The 21,411-nt window shown below is 65.2% G+C and carries 17 protein-coding genes; 9 read left to right on the forward strand and 8 right to left on the reverse strand.

What is annotated here, in order from left to right; genetic code table 11:
- The first annotated feature begins 245 nt into the window (after nucleotides 1-245).
- Nucleotides 246-2,567: a molybdopterin guanine dinucleotide-containing S/N-oxide reductase gene (locus tag AB7531_RS11860; protein ID WP_063986190.1), complete on the forward strand. Its 2,322-nt coding sequence runs from the start codon at nucleotides 246-248 to the stop codon at nucleotides 2,565-2,567.
- Nucleotides 2,568-2,958: 391 nt separating this feature from the next.
- Here the strand turns inward: AB7531_RS11860 and AB7531_RS11865 are convergent, their stop codons facing one another.
- A complete protein-coding gene (locus tag AB7531_RS11865; protein ID WP_063981869.1) occupies nucleotides 2,959-3,936 on the reverse strand; it encodes an AraC family transcriptional regulator in 978 nt (325 codons plus the stop codon).
- A gap of 348 nt (nucleotides 3,937-4,284) precedes the next feature.
- Here AB7531_RS11865 and AB7531_RS11870 point away from each other — a divergent pair, with 348 nt between their 5' ends.
- Nucleotides 4,285-7,164 carry an ATP-binding protein gene (locus AB7531_RS11870; RefSeq protein ID WP_063981870.1) on the forward strand — a complete coding sequence of 960 codons (2,880 nt, stop codon included), beginning with the start codon at nucleotides 4,285-4,287 and terminating at the stop codon, nucleotides 7,162-7,164.
- 6 nt (nucleotides 7,165-7,170) lie between these two features.
- Here AB7531_RS11870 and AB7531_RS11875 read toward each other — a convergent pair whose 3' ends face one another.
- From AB7531_RS11875 to AB7531_RS11900, 6 genes are all read right to left on the reverse strand, one after another.
- Nucleotides 7,171-7,890, reverse strand: a complete 720-nt coding sequence (locus tag AB7531_RS11875; RefSeq protein WP_063981871.1) for a hypothetical protein — start codon at nucleotides 7,888-7,890, stop codon at nucleotides 7,171-7,173.
- Nucleotides 7,891-7,995: 105 nt separating this feature from the next.
- Nucleotides 7,996-9,039, reverse strand: a complete 1,044-nt coding sequence (locus AB7531_RS11880) for an alpha/beta fold hydrolase (protein ID WP_063981872.1) — start codon at nucleotides 9,037-9,039, stop codon at nucleotides 7,996-7,998.
- A 38-nt stretch (nucleotides 9,040-9,077) separates the two neighbouring features.
- Complete coding sequence (locus tag AB7531_RS11885; RefSeq protein WP_063981873.1) at nucleotides 9,078-10,034, reverse strand: alpha/beta fold hydrolase; 957 nt, start codon at nucleotides 10,032-10,034, stop codon at nucleotides 9,078-9,080.
- A 238-nt stretch (nucleotides 10,035-10,272) separates the two neighbouring features.
- On the reverse strand, nucleotides 10,273-10,971 hold the full coding sequence (locus AB7531_RS11890; protein ID WP_063981874.1) for a type 1 glutamine amidotransferase domain-containing protein: 699 nt from the start codon (nucleotides 10,969-10,971) through the stop codon (nucleotides 10,273-10,275).
- Nucleotides 10,972-11,168: 197 nt separating this feature from the next.
- Nucleotides 11,169-11,876, reverse strand: a complete 708-nt coding sequence (locus AB7531_RS11895) for a hypothetical protein (RefSeq protein WP_063981875.1) — start codon at nucleotides 11,874-11,876, stop codon at nucleotides 11,169-11,171.
- 118 nt (nucleotides 11,877-11,994) lie between these two features.
- Nucleotides 11,995-14,838 carry an ATP-binding protein gene (locus AB7531_RS11900; RefSeq protein ID WP_063981876.1) on the reverse strand — a complete coding sequence of 948 codons (2,844 nt, stop codon included), beginning with the start codon at nucleotides 14,836-14,838 and terminating at the stop codon, nucleotides 11,995-11,997.
- A gap of 326 nt (nucleotides 14,839-15,164) precedes the next feature.
- Here AB7531_RS11900 and AB7531_RS11905 point away from each other — a divergent pair, with 326 nt between their 5' ends.
- The 7 genes from AB7531_RS11905 (at nucleotide 15,165) to msrA (ending at nucleotide 20,651) form a co-directional block, all read left to right on the forward strand.
- Nucleotides 15,165-15,833 (forward strand): sensor histidine kinase, encoded by a 669-nt coding sequence (locus AB7531_RS11905; protein ID WP_063981877.1) that lies wholly within the window; start codon nucleotides 15,165-15,167, stop codon nucleotides 15,831-15,833.
- 33 nt (nucleotides 15,834-15,866) lie between these two features.
- The gene (locus tag AB7531_RS11910; RefSeq protein WP_063981878.1) at nucleotides 15,867-16,568 is read left to right on the forward strand and encodes a VOC family protein; all 702 of its coding nucleotides are present in this window, start codon (nucleotides 15,867-15,869) and stop codon (nucleotides 16,566-16,568) included.
- A 259-nt stretch (nucleotides 16,569-16,827) separates the two neighbouring features.
- Nucleotides 16,828-18,141: an epoxide hydrolase family protein gene (locus AB7531_RS11915; RefSeq protein ID WP_063981879.1), complete on the forward strand. Its 1,314-nt coding sequence runs from the start codon at nucleotides 16,828-16,830 to the stop codon at nucleotides 18,139-18,141.
- Nucleotides 18,142-18,206: 65 nt separating this feature from the next.
- Nucleotides 18,207-19,055, forward strand: a complete 849-nt coding sequence (locus tag AB7531_RS11920) for an enoyl-CoA hydratase/isomerase family protein (protein ID WP_063981880.1) — start codon at nucleotides 18,207-18,209, stop codon at nucleotides 19,053-19,055.
- A 121-nt stretch (nucleotides 19,056-19,176) separates the two neighbouring features.
- On the forward strand, nucleotides 19,177-19,599 hold the full coding sequence (locus AB7531_RS11925; RefSeq protein WP_014493564.1) for an OsmC family protein: 423 nt from the start codon (nucleotides 19,177-19,179) through the stop codon (nucleotides 19,597-19,599).
- Between the two features lie 21 nt (nucleotides 19,600-19,620).
- Nucleotides 19,621-20,106, forward strand: a complete 486-nt coding sequence (locus AB7531_RS11930; protein ID WP_224580839.1) for a cupin domain-containing protein — start codon at nucleotides 19,621-19,623, stop codon at nucleotides 20,104-20,106.
- A gap of 29 nt (nucleotides 20,107-20,135) precedes the next feature.
- The gene (msrA, locus tag AB7531_RS11935) at nucleotides 20,136-20,651 is read left to right on the forward strand and encodes a peptide-methionine (S)-S-oxide reductase MsrA (protein ID WP_063986191.1); all 516 of its coding nucleotides are present in this window, start codon (nucleotides 20,136-20,138) and stop codon (nucleotides 20,649-20,651) included.
- A 93-nt stretch (nucleotides 20,652-20,744) separates the two neighbouring features.
- Here msrA and AB7531_RS11940 read toward each other — a convergent pair whose 3' ends face one another.
- On the reverse strand, nucleotides 20,745-21,386 hold the full coding sequence (locus tag AB7531_RS11940; RefSeq protein WP_063981882.1) for a TetR/AcrR family transcriptional regulator: 642 nt from the start codon (nucleotides 21,384-21,386) through the stop codon (nucleotides 20,745-20,747).
- Nucleotides 21,387-21,411: the final 25 nt, after the last annotated feature.

A 21,411-nucleotide genomic window follows, 5' to 3' on the forward strand; every position in this document is an offset into this window, starting at 1 on the left:
AAGAGATTTCGCGACCGGGGCGTCTCGAAGGTCGTCCAACAAGATATTGAAAATAAAGAATAAATTGGCTTAAGAATCGCCGCTTGTCGTGCGGTCGGACGGTCACCCAGCTGCACTTGCGCGCGGGAGCCCGGCGTTTCCGACGGCCCTGATCCCGACGACATCATGATGCGGATCGGTATACTGCCACCGGAATCGACGCGGCAGCGGCTGGGTCCGTGCCGTACCGGAACAAGGATCAGACGATGGACGATACGATTGGCTTTCCCGACCCCGGCCTCGACCTGTCTGACGGCTTCAAGCCCCACACCTCGCATTGGGGCGTGTTTTCCGCGCGTCAGAGCGAAGCCGGGCTCGAGGTCAGGGCCTATGCGGGCGACCCCGATCCGAACGGCATCATCGGCAATTTCCCCGGCGCGCTGCGGCATCAGGCGCGCATCGCCCAGCCGGCGATCCGCCGCGGCTGGCTCGAGCGCGGACCTGGCCCGGACGATCGCCGCGGCCGCGATGAGTTCGTCTCCGTCAGTTGGGAGAAGGCGCTCGATCTGCTCGGCGACGAACTCGGCCGCATCCGCGATACGCGCGGCCCGGGCGCCGTGTTCGGCGGCTCCTACGGCTGGTCGAGCGCGGGCCGCTTCCATCACGCCCAGAGCCAGGTGCATCGCTTCCTCAACATCGCAATGGGCGGCTATGTGCGCTCGGTGAACACTTACTCTTCGGGCGCATCCTCGGTGCTGCTGCCGCAGATCCTTGCCGGCTACGAGGACATCACCAAGCGCAACGTCACCTGGGAGCAGATTGCCGAGAACACCGACATCGTGCTGGCGTTCGGCGGCATGGCGCTGAAGAACTCCATGGTGGCCGGCGGCTCGATCAGCAAGCATGTCGAGCGCGGCGCCATGGAAGCCGCGCGCCGGCGCGGCTGCGCGTTCATCCTGGTCAGCCCGCTGCGCGACGATCTTCCCGTCGAGGCCGGCGCCGAATGGATGACGTGCCTGCCCGGCACCGACACCGCCCTGATGCTCGGCATCGTCCACACACTTGTGAGCGAAGGTCTGCACGACCAGGCCTTCCTCGATCGCTACACCGAAGGCTGGCCCGTGTTCCTGCGCTATCTCAATGGCGAGAGCGACGGGCAGGCCAAGCATGCCGAATGGGCCGCCGCGATTTGCGGCGTCGATGCGGACGCGATACGCGAGCTCGCGCGCCGCGCCGCCGGAAAGCGTGCACTGATCACCGTTTCGCATTCGCTCCAGCGCGCCGAGCATGGCGAGCAGCCGGTGTGGATGGGCATGGTGCTCGCTGCAGCGCTCGGCCAGATCGGCCTGCCCGGTGGCGGTTATGCTTATTCGCTCGGCGCGATCGGCTATTATGGCCGCCGCGTCAACGACGTGCCGGGACCGACGCTGGGGCAGGGCCGCAACGGCGTGCGCGATTTCATTCCGGTCGCGCGCATCGCCGACATGCTGCTCAGTCCCGGCACGACCTATCGCTACAATGGCGAGACGCGTACCTATCCGGACATCCGCCTCGTCTACTGGGCCGGCGGCAATCCCTTCCATCACCATCAGGACATCAACCGCTTGCGCAAGGCTTTTGCGCAGCTCGATACGTTCGTCGTGCACGAGCTCGCCTGGACCGCGACGGCGCGGCACGCGGACATCGTGCTGCCCTCGACCATGACGCTGGAGCGCGAGGACATCGGTTATTCGACCAACGATCCCCTGATGGTCGCGATGCACCAGATCGCCGAGCCCTTCGGCCTTGCGCGTGACGATTACGACATCTTTGCCGATCTCGCCGAGCGCCTGGGTGCGCGCGAACCTTTCACCGAAGGGCGCACGTCGCGGCAGTGGCTCGAACATCTGTACGAGCCGACTCGCGCCTCGCTTCAAGCTCGTGGCCTCGAGGCGCCTGATTTCGACGAATTCTGGCGGCGCGGCAGCCTGGTCGTGCCGCAACAGCCCGACGACGGCGGCCGGCTGCGCAGCTTTCGCGAGGATCCGGCCAAACATCCTCTGCCGACGCCGAGCGGGCGCATCGAGATCTATTCAGCCAAGATCGCCGCGCACGGCGATGCCGATTGTCCCGGCCATCCGGTCTGGCTCGACAAGACCGACATGCCGAAACCCGGCGCGCCGTGCTTCCTCGTCGCCAACCAGCCGGTGACGCGCCTGCACAGCCAGCTCGACTTCGGCGGCCATTCGCTGGGCGCGAAGCATCGCGGCCGCGAGGTGGCGCGCATGAATCCACGCGATGCCGATGCACGCGGAATCAAGGACGGCGACATCATCCGGCTGTTCAACGAGCGCGGCGCCTGTCTCGCCGCCGTCCACGTCACCGACGGCATCGCGGCCGGCGTCGTGCAGCTTCCGACCGGCGCGTGGTACGACCCGATGGACCCCGAGGACGAAGCGCCGCTCTGCGTTCACGGCAATCCCAACGTGCTCACCCGCGACATCGGCACCTCGTCCTTCGCGCAGGGCTGCACCGGCCAGCTCACGACGGTCGAGGTGGAGAAGTTCACCGGCAATCTGCCGCCGATCCGCGCGTTCGATCCGGTATAGGCGCGTCGCCGGGATTGCTGCGGCCGTAGTGCGAAGGCGCCGGACTACGCTGCGCTCTATCCGGTCTACGCGAAATGCGCTCGCAACGACGACGTGGAGGGAGTGTGAGTCATACTGCGCTCTCGTGCCCGTGCCGTAGCGCGTCCAGGACACGAGAGGCAGAAAGAAAAGGGGCCGTCCTGTGTGGGCGGAGGGACGGCCCCGAGTGGCTCGCAGGCCCGGGAGGAAAAGGGCTCGAGCCGGCGTGAGTGGCAGGGCACTCACGCCAAAGAAATCGCAAACCGGTCGAACTGCAGATGGCGTGATGCCAAGTGCCTTGATCTCAAGTCGCTTGATTCCAAGTCCCTTGATTTCAGATACCTCGATTCCAATTCGCCTGCCGCCGCACGAACTACGCGGCTGCGCCGACCATCCAGTCCATGTCCGCGGCAGGGCGCCGCCGCGGAAGCGCCTCCGTAGCAGGCAGCACAGCCCTGCTGGCCAGACGCCAGCGTGCCGGTGACTCGCCGCTGATGCGCTTGAACACGGTCGAAAAATGCGCCTGGGTGCTGAAGCCGACGGCAAGCGCGATCTCCGCCAGCGGCCGCTCGGTCGTCGTGAGCAAGGTCTTCGCATGCTCGACGCGATGATTGAGCAGATATTCGCGCGGACGGTAGCCGGTCGCGGCGCGGAACTGTGCCGCGAAATGCATCCTCGAGAGGCCCGCGACATTGGCGAGCTCAGACAGACTGATGCAGCGATCAAAGTGATCGGCGATATATTGCTCGACGCGCCGTAGCCGCCATTTCGGCAAGGCATTGACTTTTGAGCGTGGCAGCTCGAGCCGGGTCAGATGCATCGCAAGGGTCTCGCCGATGCAGCGCGCGAATTGCTGGTCCGCGGTATCGCCATGCTCGGTCAGTGCCTTGGCGAGCTCGGCTGCGAGCGGGTCGCGCAGCAGGACGAGGTCGTTGAGGCCCTCGGTCGCCGGCCGCGCCGCCGAAAAATGATCGGTGGAGATGTGGAAGTGCAGGAAAGCGCAGGGCGAATGGAATTGCACGCCGAGAAGCTTCGATGGCGCACTGACGTACAGCGTGCCCGCGGGCATGGTGCCGTCGAAGATGATCTGACGGTCCCGCGTCAGCTTTACCCGAGCGGTCTTCAGCGCGATGGCGACGAAATAGCGGTCCGCCGGCGTCGTCGCTTCGTGCGACGAGATGGCCCGCGAGTCTTCCCATCGCGAAATCGTGATGTCCGCGTCCAGGCCGCGATCGATCTTGCGCCATCCGCTTTCCTGCGCGATTGCACGCATCCCGTGCGAAGCCTCGCGATCACACCGGCTGGCGGGAAATTCGATCCAGGCATGCGCTGCTTGCAAGTCATTGAACATCGCTCGTCCTCTCCTGGCCTCGTCGCCGCTTGCAGCGATCAGCCAACTCTCAGTGCTTTCCACGATCAGAGGATAGGCGTGAGCCAGGCAAGAAGCCCGTTAGTGATGATTAGGAGGTGTTAGATTTTGTGCGAGCACATGAAGTGTGACAGCCCGCCGCAGGACGTTTGATTTTGTCCAGCTTTTCAATTATTTGCGCAGATCGGTGCGGTGTGAGGACATTGCAGAACATCGCGCTGCGATCGATGTGCCGGTATGAGGCCGGCTCGGCGCCTTGCTGGACCGCGCATCGACGGCGGGTATAGTCGCCGCGCATTTGAATGAAATGGCCGTCAAGATGAGTCAGAAGTGACCGAACCCCCGGCAGGACATGGCTCGCCCGGCAATGGCGCCGGGGCGAGCCTTGATTTCGACGCAGTCTCGTTCGGACCGTTTTCGCTGCGGTCGCGGTTGCTCGAGAGGGACGGAGCGCCGGTCAAGCTCGGCAGCCGCGCGATGGACATTCTGCGTCTGCTCCTCAGCCGTGCCGGCGAAGTGGTGCCGAAGAACGAGATTCTGAGCTACGCGTGGTCCGGCCTCGCGGTCGAGGAAATCAGCCTGCGCGTCCATGTCGCGGAGCTGCGCAAGGTGCTTGGCGACGGCAAGGACGGGGCCCGCTACATCACCAACGTCCCGAGCCGCGGCTATTGCTTCGTCGCGCCCGTGCAACGTGGCGAGCGCAACGCCGCTCCGGCACTCGCGCCGCGTGCACCTGAAAGAACGGCGCCGCCTGCAGCCTTGCCACACCGGCTGGACCGGATGATCGGTCGGGACGACGTGCTGCCCGAGTTGTCGGCGCGTCTGCTGAGCGACCGCTTCGTCACGCTGCGAGGACCGGGCGGCATCGGCAAGACCACGGTTGCGACCGCGCTCGCGCATGACATGTGGCAGGCGTTCGAGGGGCACGTTCATTTCCTCGAATTCGGCCCACTGAAGGACGCCACGCTGGTCGCGAGCACGGTTGCCGCCGCTCTGGGTCTCGTCGTTCATCATGATGATCCCTCAGGCAGCATCGTCAATTTTCTGCGCGGACGGCGGCAGCTTCTCATCCTCGACAGTTGCGAGCACGTCATCGACGAGGTCGCGTGTCTGGCCGAAAACATCTATCGCGAGGCGCCGGGCATCGCCATTCTCGCCACCAGCCGCGAGTCGCTGCTGGTGGAAGGCGAGCAGATCTTCGAGCTCGTTCCGCTGGCCGGCCCGCCGCAAGGGGCGCGCCTCAGCGCCGGCGAAGTGCTGGATTATCCGGCCGCGCAGCTGTTCATCGATCGTGCCGCGGCCGCAGGCCATCGCGGCGATATCACGGACGAGGATGCCGAGGTCCTGGCCGAGATCTGCGGCAAGCTCGACGGCATCGCGCTCGCGATCGAACTCGCCGCCGTGCGCGTCGGCGTCTACGGATTGCGGGAGATGGCCGCGCTGCTCGACTCCAGGCTCAAGCTCGAATGGCGCGGACGGCGAACGGCGCCGCCACGGCAGCAGACGCTCGGCGCGACGCTCGACTGGAGCTTTGGCCTGATCGGCGAGAGCGAACGCACAGTGCTTCAGCGACTCGCCATCTTCGCCGGCCCCTTCACGCTCAAGGGGGCGATCGCAGTCGCCGCGGATGAGGGTGCCGCGGCCGATCGCGTCGTCGATGCGCTGGAGCAGCTCGTGGCCAAGTCGCTGGTGTCGGCGCAGCCCGATGGCGCATCGCGGCGCTATCGCCTGCTGGATGCCACGCGCGCCTATGCCATGCAGAAGCTGGTCGACGCGGGCGAAGCGGCGGCGATCGCGCGCCGTCACACGGCCTATGTTCAGCGCACGCTCGAAGCCGGCATGGCGGAGCAGGGCGGCGACCCGGCTTCGCGCCTGCAGGCGCGCGCGAGCCTGCTCGCAGATGCCCGTGCGGCGTTGGAATGGAGTTTTGCCAACCACGACGGTGCCGCCTTGCGCGTGCCGCTCGCCGGCAGCGCCGCAAGGCTGTTCGTCGAGCTCAACCTGCTGAACGAGGCGCGCATCTGGTCGGGCGGCGCGCTCGCGATGCTCGACGATGCCAACCAGGGCGGCAAATGGGAGCTCGAGCTGCAGTCGACGCTTGGCCACGCCTTCATGTTCACGGAGCGCAACAGCGAGCAGGCCGAGGCCGCACTCGTGCGCGGGCTGGAGATCGCGGAAGCGCTCGACGATCACGCCAATGCGTTCAGGCTGCTGTCGCGGCTGAACATGTTCTATCGCCGCACGGGCGACTACAGGCACCTCGTGCCGACCGCACTCCAGGCCGAGCGCATCGCCCGCCAGATCGGCGATACCGCGGGGATCGCAGGCAGCAAGGCGCTTCTCGGCGTGTCGTATCATCTCGCCGGCGACCAGGCCGAGGCGCAGGCCCATCTCGACGAAGGCGTGCGCGACGACGCCGCGCTGCGCGGGACGGAGCCCGGGCATTTCGCCTATTCGCGCACGCCGCAGATTCCGCTCGCGCGGGTGCTGTGGCTGCGCGGCTTTCCCGACCGCGCACTCGATTGCGTCCGCCCGCTCGTCGGCGCCGCCGCGCCGCGCGATGTGCTGATGCATTGCATCGCGCTGTGCTGGTCATCCTCGGTGTTCGGCTGGGTCGGTGACTGGGCCGCCGTCGAGACGATGACGGGACGCCTCGCGACCCATGCGAATTTGCACGGGCTCGCGCCGTACGAAGCCGTCGCGACCGGCTTTCGCGCGCAGACCATGATCGCCCGCGGCGAGCTGGCCGGCGGTGTCGATCTGCTGCGGAGCGCGCTGCTGCGCCTGCATGCGGATCGCTACGAGCTCTACGCATCCGCGTTCGCCGCGGATCTGTCGCAAGGACTGGCGGCGCTGGGACGGTTGACGGAAGGGCTGCAGGTCCTGCAGGAGACGATCGCTCGCGTCGAGCAGGGCGGCGGAGGTTTTGACATGCCCGAGCTCCTGCGCCGGCGCGGCGACCTCGAGGCGCGGACCGGTGATCTCGGTGCCGCCGAAGCGGGCTTCGCCGCATCGCTCGCGCTGGCGGAGCAGCAGGGCGCGCTGTCCTGGCGATTGCGGACGGAGATGTCGCTTGCGGCGCTTCGGCTTCGGCAGGGCGTCAAGAATCCGCTCGACGATCTCGCCGCGACCTATGCGCGGTTCTCGGAAGGATTCGAGACGGCGGATTTGAAGGCAGCGCGGCTCGTGCTGGACGAGGCATCTGCCTGACAAGGCTCAGTCGAACCGGAAATTCGCGAGATCGATCGACACCATCAGCTCATCACGCAGCGGCATCAGATCGTCGCCGCGCAGATAGATGCGCCGGCGGGTCGGGAGCTTGAATCCGTCGACGGTGACGGGATCGGACACGTACTGAGCTGCCGGAAAATTGCCGGCGATCTCGACCCGGTAATCATGCCGGCGGATGAGCATGTCGGGGCCAAAATAGAAATCCTGCTCGGCGCTGTGGCTTGCGATCACGGCCGGGAAGGTCGCCCGCAATCCGCGCCAGACCTCCGCGCCCTCGCGCCACGGCGCGATCTCCCGGACCTCGAACCCGTCCGCCGCCAGCAGGAACGGCGCAGTCATGTAAGTCCAGAGCGCATAGCCGTTGAAATAGGCGCGATGCAGCGGATCCCAATGCGTGCGCATATCGTGCCGCGCGAAGGCGGCGCGCGGATTGTTGCGCTCCGCGACGATGCGGCCGTCCGCAGCCACGATGGCGATCCGCTCCGGGCTGAAGTCGGTGCGCTGGCCGGGCTTGCCGAACGGCTCCATGGAAGCCCGCTCACGACGCAGCTCGATCCGCATCGTGCGCGGCGCCTGGTCCTGATCGACGCCCTTCAATATCCAGAGGTCGCCGCCCGTCACGATCGTGGCGGTGAGTCGCTCGTGGGCATTCCATCGATCGAGCCCGCCATGGGCCTCGATCGCATTCGCCAGCAGCGGAATCATCCGGCCGTTTCCTCTCGCATCGGTGGTGTCGCCCCAATAGAGATACCTCCGTGCGCAGACGATCGCCCGTTAAGCGTTGTTAAGTGCCGTTGGCAGGTCCGGCGCCTAGGCTTCGGCCATGACGTCCAGCACCGCGTCGGCAAAGGCCTTCGGCGCTTCTTGCGGCAGATTATGGCCGATACCGCCCTTGATGGTCCGGTGCGAATAGCGCCCGGAGAATTTCTTCGCGTATGCGGACGGCTCCGGATGCGGCGCGCCGTTGGCGTCACCCTCCAAGGTGATCGTAGGCACTGCGATCACGGGCGCCTGCGCCAATTTCGCCTCGTCGTCGGCGTATTTCGCTTCGCCTTCGGCGAGGCCCAGTCGCCAGCGATAATTGTGGATTACGATCGCCACATGGTCCGGATTGTCGAACGCCTTCGCGCTACGGTCGAAAGTGGAATCGTCGAAATGCCATTGGGGCGAAGCGAGCTGCCAGATCAGCTTCGAGAAGTCGTGGCGGTACTTGTCGTAGCCCTCGCGGCCGCGCTCGGTCGCGAAATAGAACTGGTACCACCATTGCAGCTCGGCCTTCGGCGGCAGCGGCATCTTGCCGGCCTGCTGGCTCCCGATCAGGTAGCCGCTCACCGAGACCATCGCCTTGACCCGCTCTGGCCAGAGCGCAGCGATGATGTTGGCGGTGCGCGCACCCCAGTCGAAGCCGGCAATCGTCGCCTTGTCGATTCCGAGCGCGTCCATCAGGGCGACGATGTCGGCCGCGATCGCCGCCGGCTGCCCGTTCCGCATCGTCGAGTCGGAGAGGAAACGCGTGCTGCCGTAGCCGCGCAGGTAAGGCACGATCACGCGGCGGCCGGCCGCGGCGAGCAGCGGTGCGACATCGACGAAGGCGTAGATGTCATAGGGCCAGCCATGCAGCAGGATCACGGGCGGGCCATCCGCGAGACCCGCCTCGGCATAGCCGACATTGAGGAGGCCGGCGTCGATCTGTTTCAGGGACGCGAACGCGGTGTTGGCGCCGGGCTTGACGATGGTGGCGGACTTCGCCGGCTTCGCCGTAGCCGTCGTGCTCAGCGCAAGCTGGGTCGCGGCGAGCGCCATCGCAGCCCTGCCGACGAAACGACGTCGTTCGTGGTTGATGTTGTCGGGCATGTGTGCCTCCTGTGGTCGGTGCATTGTGCAAGTCGCCGTCAGCCCTTGTGCCCGTCCAGACGCGCAAGGAAGTCGCGGATCAGCGTGGCGATCTCGTCGGTCGCCTCGTCGAGCGCGAAATGGCCGGCTTCGAGAATGTGGACCGCCGCATCCGGCACATCGTCGCGATAGGCCGACGCGCCGGCGACGGTGAAGGAGGGATCGTATTTGCCCCAGACCACCAGCGTCGGCGGCCGCGTCTTGCGCAGCCACGCCTGCCATTTCGGATAGGAGGCGACGTTGGTCCGGTAATCCAGGAACAGCGTAGTCTGGATCTCGGCCGCGCCGGGACGCGTCAGGAACGCGTATTCGTCGGTCCAGCTATCGGGGTCGTAGCGCTCGGGGTGCGGGCTGGAGCCGAGGTGCCGCTGGCGCGTCGCGGCCAAGGATGTGAAGTTGGCCTTGAGCGCCTCGAGCTCATGCGCCGGATCAGCCCAGTATTTGCGACGCGCTTCCCAGAGCGGGCTCAGTCCTTGTTCATGCGAAACGGCATTCTGGATCATGATGGCGCGAACGCGCTCGGGATGCGCCAGCGCCATGCGGAAGCCGACCGGACCGCCATAGTCCTGCATGAACAGCACGTAGTTGGTCAGGCCGAGCTTGTTCGTCAGCTCGCCCATCACGCCGGCGATGTTGTCAAAAGTGTAGGTGAAGTCGGACGGTGGCGGCGCGCTGCTGTTGCCGAAGCCGGGATAATCAGGCGCGATCAGGTGATATTTGTCGGCGAGCAGCGGCAGCAGAGGCTCCCACATCCGCGACGAGGATGGGAAACCATGGAGCAGCAGCACGGTCGGCGCGTCGGCGGACCCGGCCTCGCGGTAGAAGATATTGAGACCCCCGATATCGATCGTGTGATAGCTGATCGAGCGTCGGCTCGACCGCAGATCCTGTGCCGAGGCCTGCACGGTGGTGCAGGCGAGGGCGGCTGCGAGGGCGAGGGTGGCTGGAATATTCATGTCATCGCTCCGATGTGGGCGTGTCACGTCGAGACGTGCCGGCGCGTCATGCGCCGGCAACCGCTCTGACGGGATTGAGCGGCACGCTCCCACCTTGATCGCTGTTGTGCGCAGCAGCTTCCGATCGCCGGATCACATTCGTAAGCTCCGGCGTAAAGCTTTCGTCATCGTCCTCGATGTGTCCGGTCAGTGCCGGGGCGGTGCTCATTGATGAGCACCGCTCCGATGCGAGCCTGACTTACGCGGCCGACTTCGCCTTCTTGGCCAGGGCGGCGAGCAGCGTCTGCGCGGCCGGGCCGGAGGAGTGCGGATTCTGTCCCGTGATGAGCTGGCCCGCGCTGACGACGTGTACGCCCCAGTTCGCCGTTTTCGAGAAGACCGCGCCGAGCTTCAACATCTCGTCCTCCACGAGGAACGGCACGACATTGGTCAGGCCCACGTCATCTTCCTCGCCGTTGGTGAAGCCGGTCACTTCCTTGCCCTCGACCAAAGGCTTGCCATCGGGGGTCTTGACGTGGCGCAGCGCACCGGTCGAGTGACACACCACCGCGATGGTCTTGCCGGCGGCGAGGAAGGATTCGATCAGCTTGACCGAGTCCTTGTCTTCGGCGAGGTCCCACATCGGGCCGTGACCGCCGGGATAGAACAGCGTGTCGAAGTCTTCCTGCTTGACGCTGTCGAGGCGCACCGTCTTGTCGAGCTGGGCTTCAGCGGCAGCGTCCGCCTCGAAGCGCAGCGTCAGGTCAGTGCGGAACTCGGGCTCGTTGCTCTTGGGATCGAGTGGCGGCCGACCGCCCTTGGGCGAAGCCAGCGTGATCTCCGCGCCGGAATCCTTGAAAACGTAGTAGGGGGCGGCGAGCTCCTCGAGCCAGAACCCGGTCTTGCGTCCGGTGTTGCCGAGCTGGTCGTGGGAGGTGATAACCATAAGAATCTTCATGACGATCTCCTTGAGTGCGTTCGCTGCAATGACGCATTCCCTCGTGGTGGAGGTGCGCCGGCCTCGGTCTCGTTCGAGCACAACACTTGTTCGTTGCTCGTGAGCCCAATGTTGCACCCAAGGCCGCGTGTTAGCTCGTTATGTATTGTTAGGCGTTGAGAGCAGTGAACGGTTCCCGCTCTCGCGCGTCGCCACCGCTATTCGAACACGGCGTCGAAGATCTCGACGTCCATCAGCACGGGCCTGGCGATCACGCTTCCATCAGGCCGCAGCGTCTGCACACGCCGCAATGTCGGCACGACGATGCCGCCGAAGCTGTCATGGGCCCAGGAATAATGTGCGACCTTGTTTCCGAACAGATCGTGATCCGTCCGCCGTTGCAGGGCGTTCTCGTCGAAGTAGAAGATCTGCTCGGGCGCAAGCGTGATCAGGTTCGGCGGGAACTGCGCGCGCAGCCGCCGCCACGTGTCAGCGTTTTCGCGCCACGGCGGAAGCTCCTCCGTGACGACGTCGGGATGGGCGAGCAGAAATGGGTTGGTCAGATAATTCCAGATCGCTACGCCGCAGAAGAAGACGAGGTGCAGTTCGTCCGCGAGCCCAGGAGAGCCGGTCTCGGGAAATGCAGGGCTCGGGTTATCCCACGTGCGCAGGACCTCACCCTCGAGGCTCTCGATCGTGATTGCGTCGGGCTGAAAGCAGCCGGAGTGTTCACCCCCGGTGATGCCGGTGAAGCGGACCGACTGGGCGCGGGTCGAGCCCTCCGCCGTCACGTCCTTGAATTCGCTGGCATGTCCGGCGCTGGAGAACAACGAGCCGCCGACGGAAAGGTGGAGCGTGAATCGGGTCAAGCTATTCCAGCGGGCCATACCGCCGCTGGCATCAATTACATCGTCAAGAAGCGCCATATCCCGCCATATCCACCGTGAAGTGCCACCACCATGGCGGGGCGGATGCGGCTTGGCGTGTTAGAAGTTGTTAGGACTTGCGAGCAGGTGCTTGGACGGTATCCTGTTGAAGATACTGTCAATTCAGCGCGCTCAGGAGCTCCCTGGCGGCCACGAGATCGCGGGTCTGGAGGCCTTCCTGGTATCGCGCGACGAGCGGGGCGAGCAGAGCGCGTGCTTCGCCCGCCTGTCCGGCCTGGCGCCAGACCCGGCCGAGGCTGATCGCCCCCCGCAGCTCCCAGCCGAGCGCGCACTGCCGGCGCGACAGATCGAGCGATTTCCGGAGGCAACTCTCGGCCTCGGCGGTGTTTCCCGACCGGACGAGGATGTCGCCCTTGACCCGGAGCATCTCCGGCATGTCGAAGGATTCGCCATGATCTGGAATCTGCGCAATGGCCTCATTGATCGTGCGCAAGGCCTCGTCCGGCTGGTTCTCCGCGACGAGGCCCTCCGCCAGCGCCGTCGCAAACACCGTCGTCATGATCCGGTGCCGCGTCGCGTACAGCGTGGCCTGGCTGCGGCGAAGATGCTCGATCCCGCCGGCGATGTCGCCGCGGCGAAGCATGAGCTCGCCCTTCTGGCCGATGCCGACGGCGTGATAGGGACCAAGGAAGTGCCGCGCCGAATGGTCGATCAGCCGCTCGATCAGGATTTCGGCATTGGCCCAGTCGCCGACCCAGAGGAACACGTAGATCGTCCAGATCAGGGAGATGCCGAGGGTGAGGGGTTGTTCGAGCAGTTCCGCCTCGCGAACGGTGTATCTCGCCGCCTCGATCGCGCGATCGGGCCGGCCGGTGAGCCAGAGCCCGCGCGCCAGCGCGACCAGCGCGACGATGCGGTCGTCATAACCGAGGTGCCCGATGTTCAGCCGCTGCGAGCCGGGATTGTGCACCATCGCGCTCTCGCAGAACTGCACGGCCTTGTCCTGATTGCCGATCAGATGGTGCGCGACGCCCAGCATCCATTCCACGTTCAGCGCGGCGGCCGGATCATTCAGCTTGCGCGCAACGCTCTCGCCCTGCTCGCCGGTGCCGAGCGCGCCGTGAAAATCCCCGACCCTGGTCAGGTAGATGTGCAATCCGCGCAGCAGCCAGAGCTGCCAGTGCAGATCCTCGAGATCCCGCGCAAGCTGAAGACTTCGTGTGAACGCCGACCGGACCGCTTCGGTATTGCCCTGCGTGAACATCACGGAGACGCCGAGCGCGGCCTGCAACGTCATCTCCTGGCGGCGGTCGATCGAATTCGTATCGAGAGAGACAAGCGCCTGCTTCGTCCAGCGATAGCACTCCGTCAGCAATGTCAGTTCGAGGAAAAACTGGGCCGCCGAAGCCGCCAGATCCACGCCGATCGTCCGGTCGGCGTTATCCGAAAAGCTCCAGGCCAGCGCGGCCCTGACATTGGGCAAATGGTCGGCATAGGGAAGGAAGCCGCCCGCGGTCTGCATGCCCGTGGATTTGAGCGCGATGTCGCGCAGGAAGTCGCGGAAATATTCGGCGTGAGCGCGCGCGACACGGGGCGCTTCGCCGTTCTCGACGAGCTTCGCGCCGGCGAAGGCGCGGGTGGTGTCGAGCAGACGATAGCGCAGCCGCCGCTCCGCAGGTGAGGTTGCGATCAGCGATTTGGAGAGCAGGTTCGAGATCGCCTCGACCGCCTCGGGCTCGCTGATGCCCTGGCTGGACGCAACGGCGAGCGCGGCCTCCATCGTGAATGGCCCGACGAACACCGACAAACCGCGCAGCGTCGCGCTTTCGGCCGCCGGCAACAGATCATAGCTCCAGGCGAGCGCCGCGCTCAGGGTCTGGTGCCGCGGGATCGCGGTACGGCGTCCCCGCCACAGCAGCGCGAAGCGGCTGTCGAGCAGCGAGGCGGTTCCGGCAATGCCATAGGCGTTCACGCGTCCGGCGGCGAGCTCGATCGCGAGCGCGATGCCGTCCAGTCGCCGGCAGATCTCGGCGACAAGCGGTGCATCCTCCTCGCTCAGTTCGAATTCGCCCAGGCTCTCGGCAATGCGTTCCACGAAGAGCTGGCTTGCGGGATAGGCAAGGATCTCGGCGATGCCGAGCCCGTCGCGCTGGGGCGGGCAGTCCAGCGGAAACAACCGGTGGACGCGTTCGCCTTCGGTGCGAAAGGATTCGCGGCTGGTGGCGAGAATGTGCAGCTCGGGCGCCTCCTGGACGATGTGCTCGGCCAAGGGCGCGAGCTCGTCGATGATGTGCTCACAGCTGTCGAAGATCAGCAGCATCCGACGGTTGCGCAGCACCGTCAGCAGGCCCGGCATCGGGTCCTCGGAATTGACGGTCAGGCCGAGCGTGGCGGCGATGGTGCTTGGAACGAGCCTGGCATCCGTCAGCGCGCCGAAATCAACGAAGTTGACCTGACCGTCGAAGGCCTGGAGTTCGCGATGCGCGACGGCGAGCGCGACGGAAGTCTTGCCAATCCCGCCGGGGCCGACAATTGTCACGAAGCGATGCTGCGCAAGCTCGGTGGAAATCCGCTCGACCGCGTCGTCTCGTCCGATCATCCTGGCAAGCGGCGGCGGGAGTATGTGAGGCGACGGGACGGCCGGGCTTGTCCGCGTCTCCGGCGATTCGGACCGGACCAGCGGGCCCGCGAAGCAATAGCCACGGCCGGGCACATTGACGACATAGCGGGAGCCTTCACCGGCATCCCCCAAGGCCTTGCGTAGCGTCGTGATGTGGAAGCGCAGGCTGCCTTCATCGACCGTCACGTCGGCCCAGACGCGCTTGATCAACTCACGCTTGTCGATGACCTCGCCGGCGCGCTCGACGAGAAAAATGAGGATGTCGAGTGCGCGGCCGCCGAGGTGAAGCGGAGCGCCGTCCTTCTCGAGCAGGCGCGACCTTGCGTACAGCCGGAATGGCCCGAAGGAAATCGCCGCATCCTGGTCGTTAGTGTCCACCACGCGCCAATGAATCCAGTGAAGGGGCTGTTGTCCGCATCCTGATCTAGCAGAACGAGGTTATGAGTAAACTGGTCGAAAGTGGCGAAATCGCGCGGCAAGTCATTCGGCCGCACCGGGATGATGCGTGACAAATTTCGCTTAAACGCGAGCGGCTTGGGAAGCGATCGGGACGACCCGTCAGCGTGCTTGACCGTCGAGAGGACGGTCTGGCCGCCAACTTGTGCCGCCGATCATAACAAAATCTTGCAACGTCTAACGAGCAAAACGCGCGCGGTGCATCCAGTATACGCTTCGAATTAGGTCCTAGATCCAACGGGGAGGCTATCATGTCCGCTATCGGCTTGGAGACGAGCGACCATTTCGTTCGTTCTCAGCACATTGCCAGCCTTGATGATCAGTCGCGTGACTGGGAACTGGTGCTGCGGGAATCCCACCATCGGATGAAGAACACGCTGACGCTGCTGGGTGCGTCAGTCCGCCGCGACTTCTCGCGGCCGGGTACCAGGGATATGTCGGGCGCGGTGGACCGGTTCGAGCAGCGCATCGTCGCGTTCGGCAGGCTCTATCAGCTTTTGTCCGACAGCGACAGTCTGACCGCCGTCTCCGTCGAGGCCTTCTTCGAAAACCTGTGCGAGGCGCTCTCCGAGGCAGTGCTGGAACCGGCCGGCATCCGCTGCGAGGCAGCGATCGAGAGCGGGGCGCTGCCGGCATCGCAGTGTCATCGGCTGGCGTTGATGCTGACGGAGCTGGTCACGAATGCCGCCAAACATGCCTTCCCGAACAGGAACGATGCGCTGATCCGGATCGAAATGGCCAACCGCGACGGCGCCTGGCTCTGCACGGTGGCTGACAACGGCATCGGCGCGACCGGTCCGCTTCAGGGCACCGGCAGCCGCATCCTTGAAGGGCTCGCACGCAGTATCGACGCGCGGTTGCAGGGCGAGGCGAACCAGGGCGGCACACGCGTGACGATCGTGATGCCCACTGCCGCTTGAAGCTCGCTTCAATTTCAACTCAGGGAGTTCGACATGGCCGGCACCGAAATCGACCGCGACGCCGCGGCGAGGTCTCCGAACACGTCTTCGACATCGCGTGGCGTTGATCTGAAGCTCGAGATCGTCGTCATCCCCGTGTCGGATGTCGACCGCGCCAAGGCGTTCTACACGCGCCTCGGCTGGCGATTGGACGCCGATTTTGCCTCAGGTGACGAATGGCGCGTGATCCAGTTCACGCCGCCGGGTTCGGCCTGTTCGGTGATCTTCGGCAAGAACGTCACACCGGCAGCGCCCGGTTCGGCGCGCGGGCTGTACCTGATCGTCTCCGATCTGGCGGCGGCGCGACAGGATCTGCTCGACCGTGGCATCGCGGTGAGCGCACCATTCCATGGTGCGGGCGACGTTCACGCCGGTCCGGACGAGCCGTATCTGTTCGGCAGCGTCCGGGTCAGCGGTGCTGACCCGAAGCGCGGCAGCTACAGCTCGTTTGCCTCGTTCAGCGATCCCGACGGTAATGGCTGGCTGTTCCAGGAGGTCACGACGCGACTGCCTGGACGCATCGCTGGTGACGGCACGACGTTTGCCTCAACGGCCGATCTGGCCGCAACCCTGCGACGTGCCGCTGTCGCGCATGGTGAGCACGAGAAGCGCATCGGCGGACACGACGAGAACTGGGCGGATTGGTACGCCGACTACATCGTCCGCGAGCAGGCCGGTCAACCGCTGCCCTCCTGAGTTGTAATGAACACATCGCCTGAATTCACAGACAGGGCGCGCGCCGATTGAACTCGTCGCGCGCCGAGTTGCTTCTGCATCGCGCGTATCGTCATCGTCGCTCGCTTTCCTGCATCCCCCGGACTCGCAACGGCTAACGCGGCCTAACAACCGATAACGAGCTAATTGCCAGGACCTGCGCCAATCTCTCCTCACGACGAACCGACGCGTCGATTTCGAATTCGGTTGGCGTCACCGACCAAAGCCAGGGAGATCCGACATGACAACGCAAGCACGAGCCGACATACTCAATCCCGACCGCCGTCAATTGCTGAGCCAGGCCGCAATGACCGCGGTTGCCGCCAGCGTGGCGAGCCTGCTGCCGCTGCGTCCGGCAAAGGCCGCTCCAAGCGGCGCCATCCGGCCGTTCCGCGTCAGCGTACCCGAGGAAGATCTGCTTGACCTCCGCCGCCGCCTCACAGCGACACGCTGGCCGGATCGCGAGATCGTCGCCGACGAATCGCAGGGCGTGCAGCTCACGACGCTTCAGCAGCTCGTGCGGTACTGGCAGAACGAATACGACTGGCGCAAGATGGAGGCGCGGCTGAACGCCTTGCCGCAATTCGTCACCGAGATCGACGGCGTCGACATCCACTTCATTCACATCCGCTCCCGCCACGAGAACGCGCTGCCGATGGTCGTCACGCATGGGTGGCCGGGCTCGATCATCGAACAGATGAAGATTGTCGGCCCGCTCACCGATCCCACCGCGCATGGCGCGAAGGCTGCGGATGCATTCGACCTGGTGATCCCCTCGCTTCCCGGCCACGGCTTCTCCGGCAAGCCGACGGAGCTCGGCTGGGATCCCCAGCGCATCGCGCGCGCCTGGATCGTGCTGATGAAGCGCCTCGGCTACAACCGCTACGTGGCGCAGGGCGGCGATTGGGGCAATGCCGTCACGGAGCAGATGGCGGTGATCGCACCGCCGGAGCTGCTCGGCATTCACACCAACATGCCCGCCACCGTTCCCGACGACATCGCCAAGGCGCTTCAGCCCGGCGGGACGCGGCCGTCAAACCTCTCGGCCGACGAGCGCATTGCCTACGACCAGCTCGACGATTTCTACAAGCACGGCCTCGGCTACGCCTTCGAGATGTCGAACCGGCCGCAGACGCTCTATGGCCTCGTCGACTCGCCGGCCGGTCTTGCATCCTGGATGCTCGATCACGACGCACGCAGTGCTGCGATGATCGCGCGGGTGTTCGACGGCAAGACCGAAGGCCTGTCGCGGGACGACGTGATCGACAACATCACGCTCTACTGGCTCACCAACACCGCGGTGTCGTCGGCGCGGCTCTACTGGGAGAACAAGCTGGTGTTCTTCGCGCCCAAGCACATCAATATCCCGGTCGCCGTCAGCGTGTTCCCTGACGAGATCTATGCCGCGCCGCGCAGCTGGGCCGAGAAGGCCTATCCGAAGCTGATGCACTACAACCGCCTCGACAAGGGCGGCCACTTCGCGGCCTGGGAGCAGCCCGCGCTGTTCTCTGTGGAAATGCGCACCGCGTTCCGCCCGCTGCGCCAGTCGATCTGAACCGAGCAGGGGACGCGCGCTGCCGTGCGTTCCATTTTCGAACATACATGTCAGGAGTGCCAACAATGAACCGCCCCGTACAGATCTTCACCACCGAGGACATTCGCCTGGAGCGCCGCCTGCCGACATACTGGCGTGTCACCTTCGACATGCCGCCGGTGAACATCTTCGGTCCAAAGCACCTTCCGCTGCTCAACGACATCATCACCGCGATTGAGACCGATCCGGACGTGAAGGTGGTCGTATTCGACAGCGCCGTCGAAGGCTTCTTCATCACGCATTACGACTTCCTGGCGCCGCTTGAGGACTCGCTTCGCGTTCCACCCGGGCCGACCGGCCTGCAGGCGCTGCCCGACATGCTGGTGCGCCTCAGCCGCGCGCCGGTCGTCTCCATTGCCTCGATCCGGGGCCGTGCGACCGGGGTCGGCAGCGAGCTCGCGCTGGCGAGCGACATGCGCTTTGCCAGCCGCGAGAAGGCGATCCTGTCGCAATGGGAGGTCGGCGCGGGACTCGTGCCCGGCGGCGGACCGATGGCCCGGTTGCCGCGGCTGATGGGCCGAGGCCGCGCGCTCGAAGTGTTGCTCGGTGCCGATGACATCCACGGCGATCTCGCCGAGCGTTACGGCTACGTGAACCGTTCGCTGCCGGATGCGGAGCTCGACGGCTTCGTCGAGGCGCTCGCCATGCGCATTGCGTCGTTCGACAAGGAGGCTATCGCCGAGACCAAGCGTCTCGTCGATGTTGCGAGCCTGCCGCCGGATGACGAGATCAAGCCGGAGTGGGACGCGTTCCTGGCCGCGCTCGGCCGTCCTGCCAGCCAGACCCGCATGAAGGCGCTGATGGCGCGCGGCTTCCACCGCGCCGGCGACGTCGAGAACCGGCTGGGCTTCCATGTGGGTCAAATCAGCGGCTAACGGAACCGCTGTGGCGTTCGGCCGGTTGGAGGAGTGACAGGCGGTCGTGCCAATGTCGCTTTCCTCCGCTACCGAGCGCCGGTGCCAAAGACCAACTTAAAAACCAACAAGGAGAATTGAGATGATCCGCAAGGCAACAGCAGTCTGGAAGGGCACCGGTCGCGACGGCACCGGCCATCTGTCGAGCGAATCCGGCGTGCTCGCCGGGACACCCTATTCGTTCAAGACCCGCTTCGAGAACGAGAAGGGCACCAATCCCGAGGAGTTGATCGCCGCGGCCCATGCCGGTTGCTTTACCATGGCACTGGCCTTCGGCCTTCAGCTCGCCGGCTTCACGCCGGACGAGCTGTCGACGGAAGCCGCCATCACGCTCGAGCCGGAAGGCAAAGGCTTCAAGATCAGCAAGTCGGCACTGACGCTTCGCGCCAAGGTGCCGAACCTTGACGACGCAGGTTTCGCCAAGATCGCCGGCGAGGCCGAGAAGAACTGTCCGGTGTCGAAGGTGCTCAACGCCGCGATCACGCTCGACGCCAAATTGACCTGATCCAACACAGGGAGCGGTGCCATGCCTCGCCAAGATCTCTCTCGCCAAGATCCGCCTCGTCAAGATCTGCCTCGCCAGCATCAGCCGGATGAAGACAGGTTCCGGGCGATTTTGCCCGAGGACATCGCTTGGCAACCGTTCCCTGCGTTCCCGCCGGGCGCGCGGCTGGCGGTGATGGTCGGCCATCCCAATGAACCCGGACCTTACGTGGTCCGGGTGAAGGTGCCCGGGGGCACGAAGCTGATGCCGCACAAGCATCCGGAAGATCGCATCTACACGGTCATGTCGGGTGTGTTCTACATCGGCCTCGGCGAGCGTTTTGATGGCGACCAGGTGAAAGCCTATCCGCCGGGCAGCGTCATCGTGCTGCCCGGCGAGACCTGGCATTTTCACTGGGCGAAGTCCGGCGAATACGTCACACAGGTCTCCGCCATCGGGCCGCTGGGCCTCGAATATCACGATGACCATGATGACCCGCGCTTGCATCCGGCAGCGGACAAGCGCTGACTATCTCGACGAAACCAATGGAGCATCAGATGACGACAGAGCGTGCAGTTTTGGCCGGAGGCTGCTTCTGGGGCATGCAGGATCTGATCCGCAGGCAACCGGGGGTGATCTCCACCCGTGTCGGTTACACTGGCGGGCATGTGAAGAACGCCACCTATCGCAATCACGAGGGCCACGCCGAGGGGATCGAGATCATCTTCAATCCCGCGAAGACGAGCTTCCGGACCATGCTGGAGTTTTTCTTCCAGATCCACGATCCCACCACGCTCAACCGCCAGGGCAATGATCTGGGCACGAGCTACCGCTCGGCAATCCTCTATACGAGTGACGAGCAGAAGAGAGTCGCCGAAGACACCATCGCCGATGTCGAGGCGTCAGGCCTCTGGCCCGGCAAAGTGGTGACCGAGGTCGCGCCCGCAGCGGAGTTCTGGGAAGCCGAGCCCGAGCATCAGGATTATCTCGAGCGCTATCCCGATGGCTACACCTGCCACTTCATCCGGCCCGACTGGAAGCTGCCAAGGCGCGCGGCCGCCGTGGGAGGCTAAGCGGATTGTCGCGTAAGGGCGCCGAGGGCCTTTGACGAGGAGTGCAAATGTGCGAACTCCCCTCATCGTACGATCACGAGAATTCCTCGGGGCTCAATGCGCCTCCGACCGGCGTCGGCAGATCACTGTCACCGCCTTGCGGGCGACCTCCCTCAGATCGGCGCGGCGTGCGCCGGCGCGGGCGCGGATGGCGATCGTCTGCATCGTGGCGGCGGCAAGGATCGCGAGTGCAGCCGGATCGGCCTCGCGATCCAGCTCGCCCTTGTCCTGCGCCAGGCGGAAGCGGGCCTCGAAATCGGCATCGATCGCGCGTAGTCCCGTCGCAACGCTGCTCCGGATCGCCGCATCCTCGGCGACTTCGGTCACCGCGGTACCGACCACGAAGCAGCCACGCGCTGATCCCTTGCCGGAAAAGTAGATCGACAGCGCCGCGTCATAGGCCAGCATCAGCGCTTCGTCCAAGGGATGGTCCCCTGCGAGAGCCTCGCGCGTTGCGGCGAGGCTGATCTCCCAATAGCGCGCCAACGCCTCGAGATAGAGCGCGTGCTTGTTGCCGAACACCGCGTAGAGGCTCGGTGGGCTCATGCCGGTCGCGGCCGCGACCTTGTCCAGGGACGTGCCGGAATAGCCCGTCCTCCAGAACGTTTCTGTCGCCCGCTTGAGGGCCGTCTCAGTGTCGTAGGCGGGTGGCCGTCCCCGGCGCGCCGGGCCCGTCTCGCTCTTTTTCCGTGCCATGTCGTTCGAACCTGGTTGCCATGTT

Source organism: Bradyrhizobium sp. 63_E2_N1_3 (assembly GCF_052076005.1).
Taxonomy (GTDB): domain Bacteria; phylum Pseudomonadota; class Alphaproteobacteria; order Rhizobiales; family Xanthobacteraceae; genus Bradyrhizobium; species Bradyrhizobium barranii.

Bases quoted from the DNA above. Each gene is read 5' to 3' on its own strand.
- AB7531_RS11860 (WP_063986190.1), top strand. From the start codon at position 246: ATGGACGATACGATTGGCTTTCCCGACCCCGGCCTCGACCTGTCTGAC.
- AB7531_RS11865 (WP_063981869.1), bottom strand. From the start codon at position 3,936: ATGTTCAATGACTTGCAAGCAGCGCATGCCTGGATCGAATTTCCCGCC.
- AB7531_RS11875 (WP_063981871.1), bottom strand. From the start codon at position 7,890: ATGATTCCGCTGCTGGCGAATGCGATCGAGGCCCATGGCGGGCTCGAT.
- AB7531_RS11880 (WP_063981872.1), bottom strand. From the start codon at position 9,039: ATGCCCGACAACATCAACCACGAACGACGTCGTTTCGTCGGCAGGGCT.
- AB7531_RS11885 (WP_063981873.1), bottom strand. From the start codon at position 10,034: ATGAATATTCCAGCCACCCTCGCCCTCGCAGCCGCCCTCGCCTGCACC.
- AB7531_RS11890 (WP_063981874.1), bottom strand. From the start codon at position 10,971: ATGAAGATTCTTATGGTTATCACCTCCCACGACCAGCTCGGCAACACC.
- AB7531_RS11895 (WP_063981875.1), bottom strand. From the start codon at position 11,876: ATGGCGCTTCTTGACGATGTAATTGATGCCAGCGGCGGTATGGCCCGC.
- AB7531_RS11905 (WP_063981877.1), top strand. From the start codon at position 15,165: ATGTCCGCTATCGGCTTGGAGACGAGCGACCATTTCGTTCGTTCTCAG.
- AB7531_RS11910 (WP_063981878.1), top strand. From the start codon at position 15,867: ATGGCCGGCACCGAAATCGACCGCGACGCCGCGGCGAGGTCTCCGAAC.
- AB7531_RS11915 (WP_063981879.1), top strand. From the start codon at position 16,828: ATGACAACGCAAGCACGAGCCGACATACTCAATCCCGACCGCCGTCAA.
- AB7531_RS11920 (WP_063981880.1), top strand. From the start codon at position 18,207: ATGAACCGCCCCGTACAGATCTTCACCACCGAGGACATTCGCCTGGAG.
- AB7531_RS11925 (WP_014493564.1), top strand. From the start codon at position 19,177: ATGATCCGCAAGGCAACAGCAGTCTGGAAGGGCACCGGTCGCGACGGC.
- AB7531_RS11930 (WP_224580839.1), top strand. From the start codon at position 19,621: ATGCCTCGCCAAGATCTCTCTCGCCAAGATCCGCCTCGTCAAGATCTG.
- msrA (WP_063986191.1), top strand. From the start codon at position 20,136: ATGACGACAGAGCGTGCAGTTTTGGCCGGAGGCTGCTTCTGGGGCATG.
- AB7531_RS11940 (WP_063981882.1), bottom strand. From the start codon at position 21,386: ATGGCACGGAAAAAGAGCGAGACGGGCCCGGCGCGCCGGGGACGGCCA.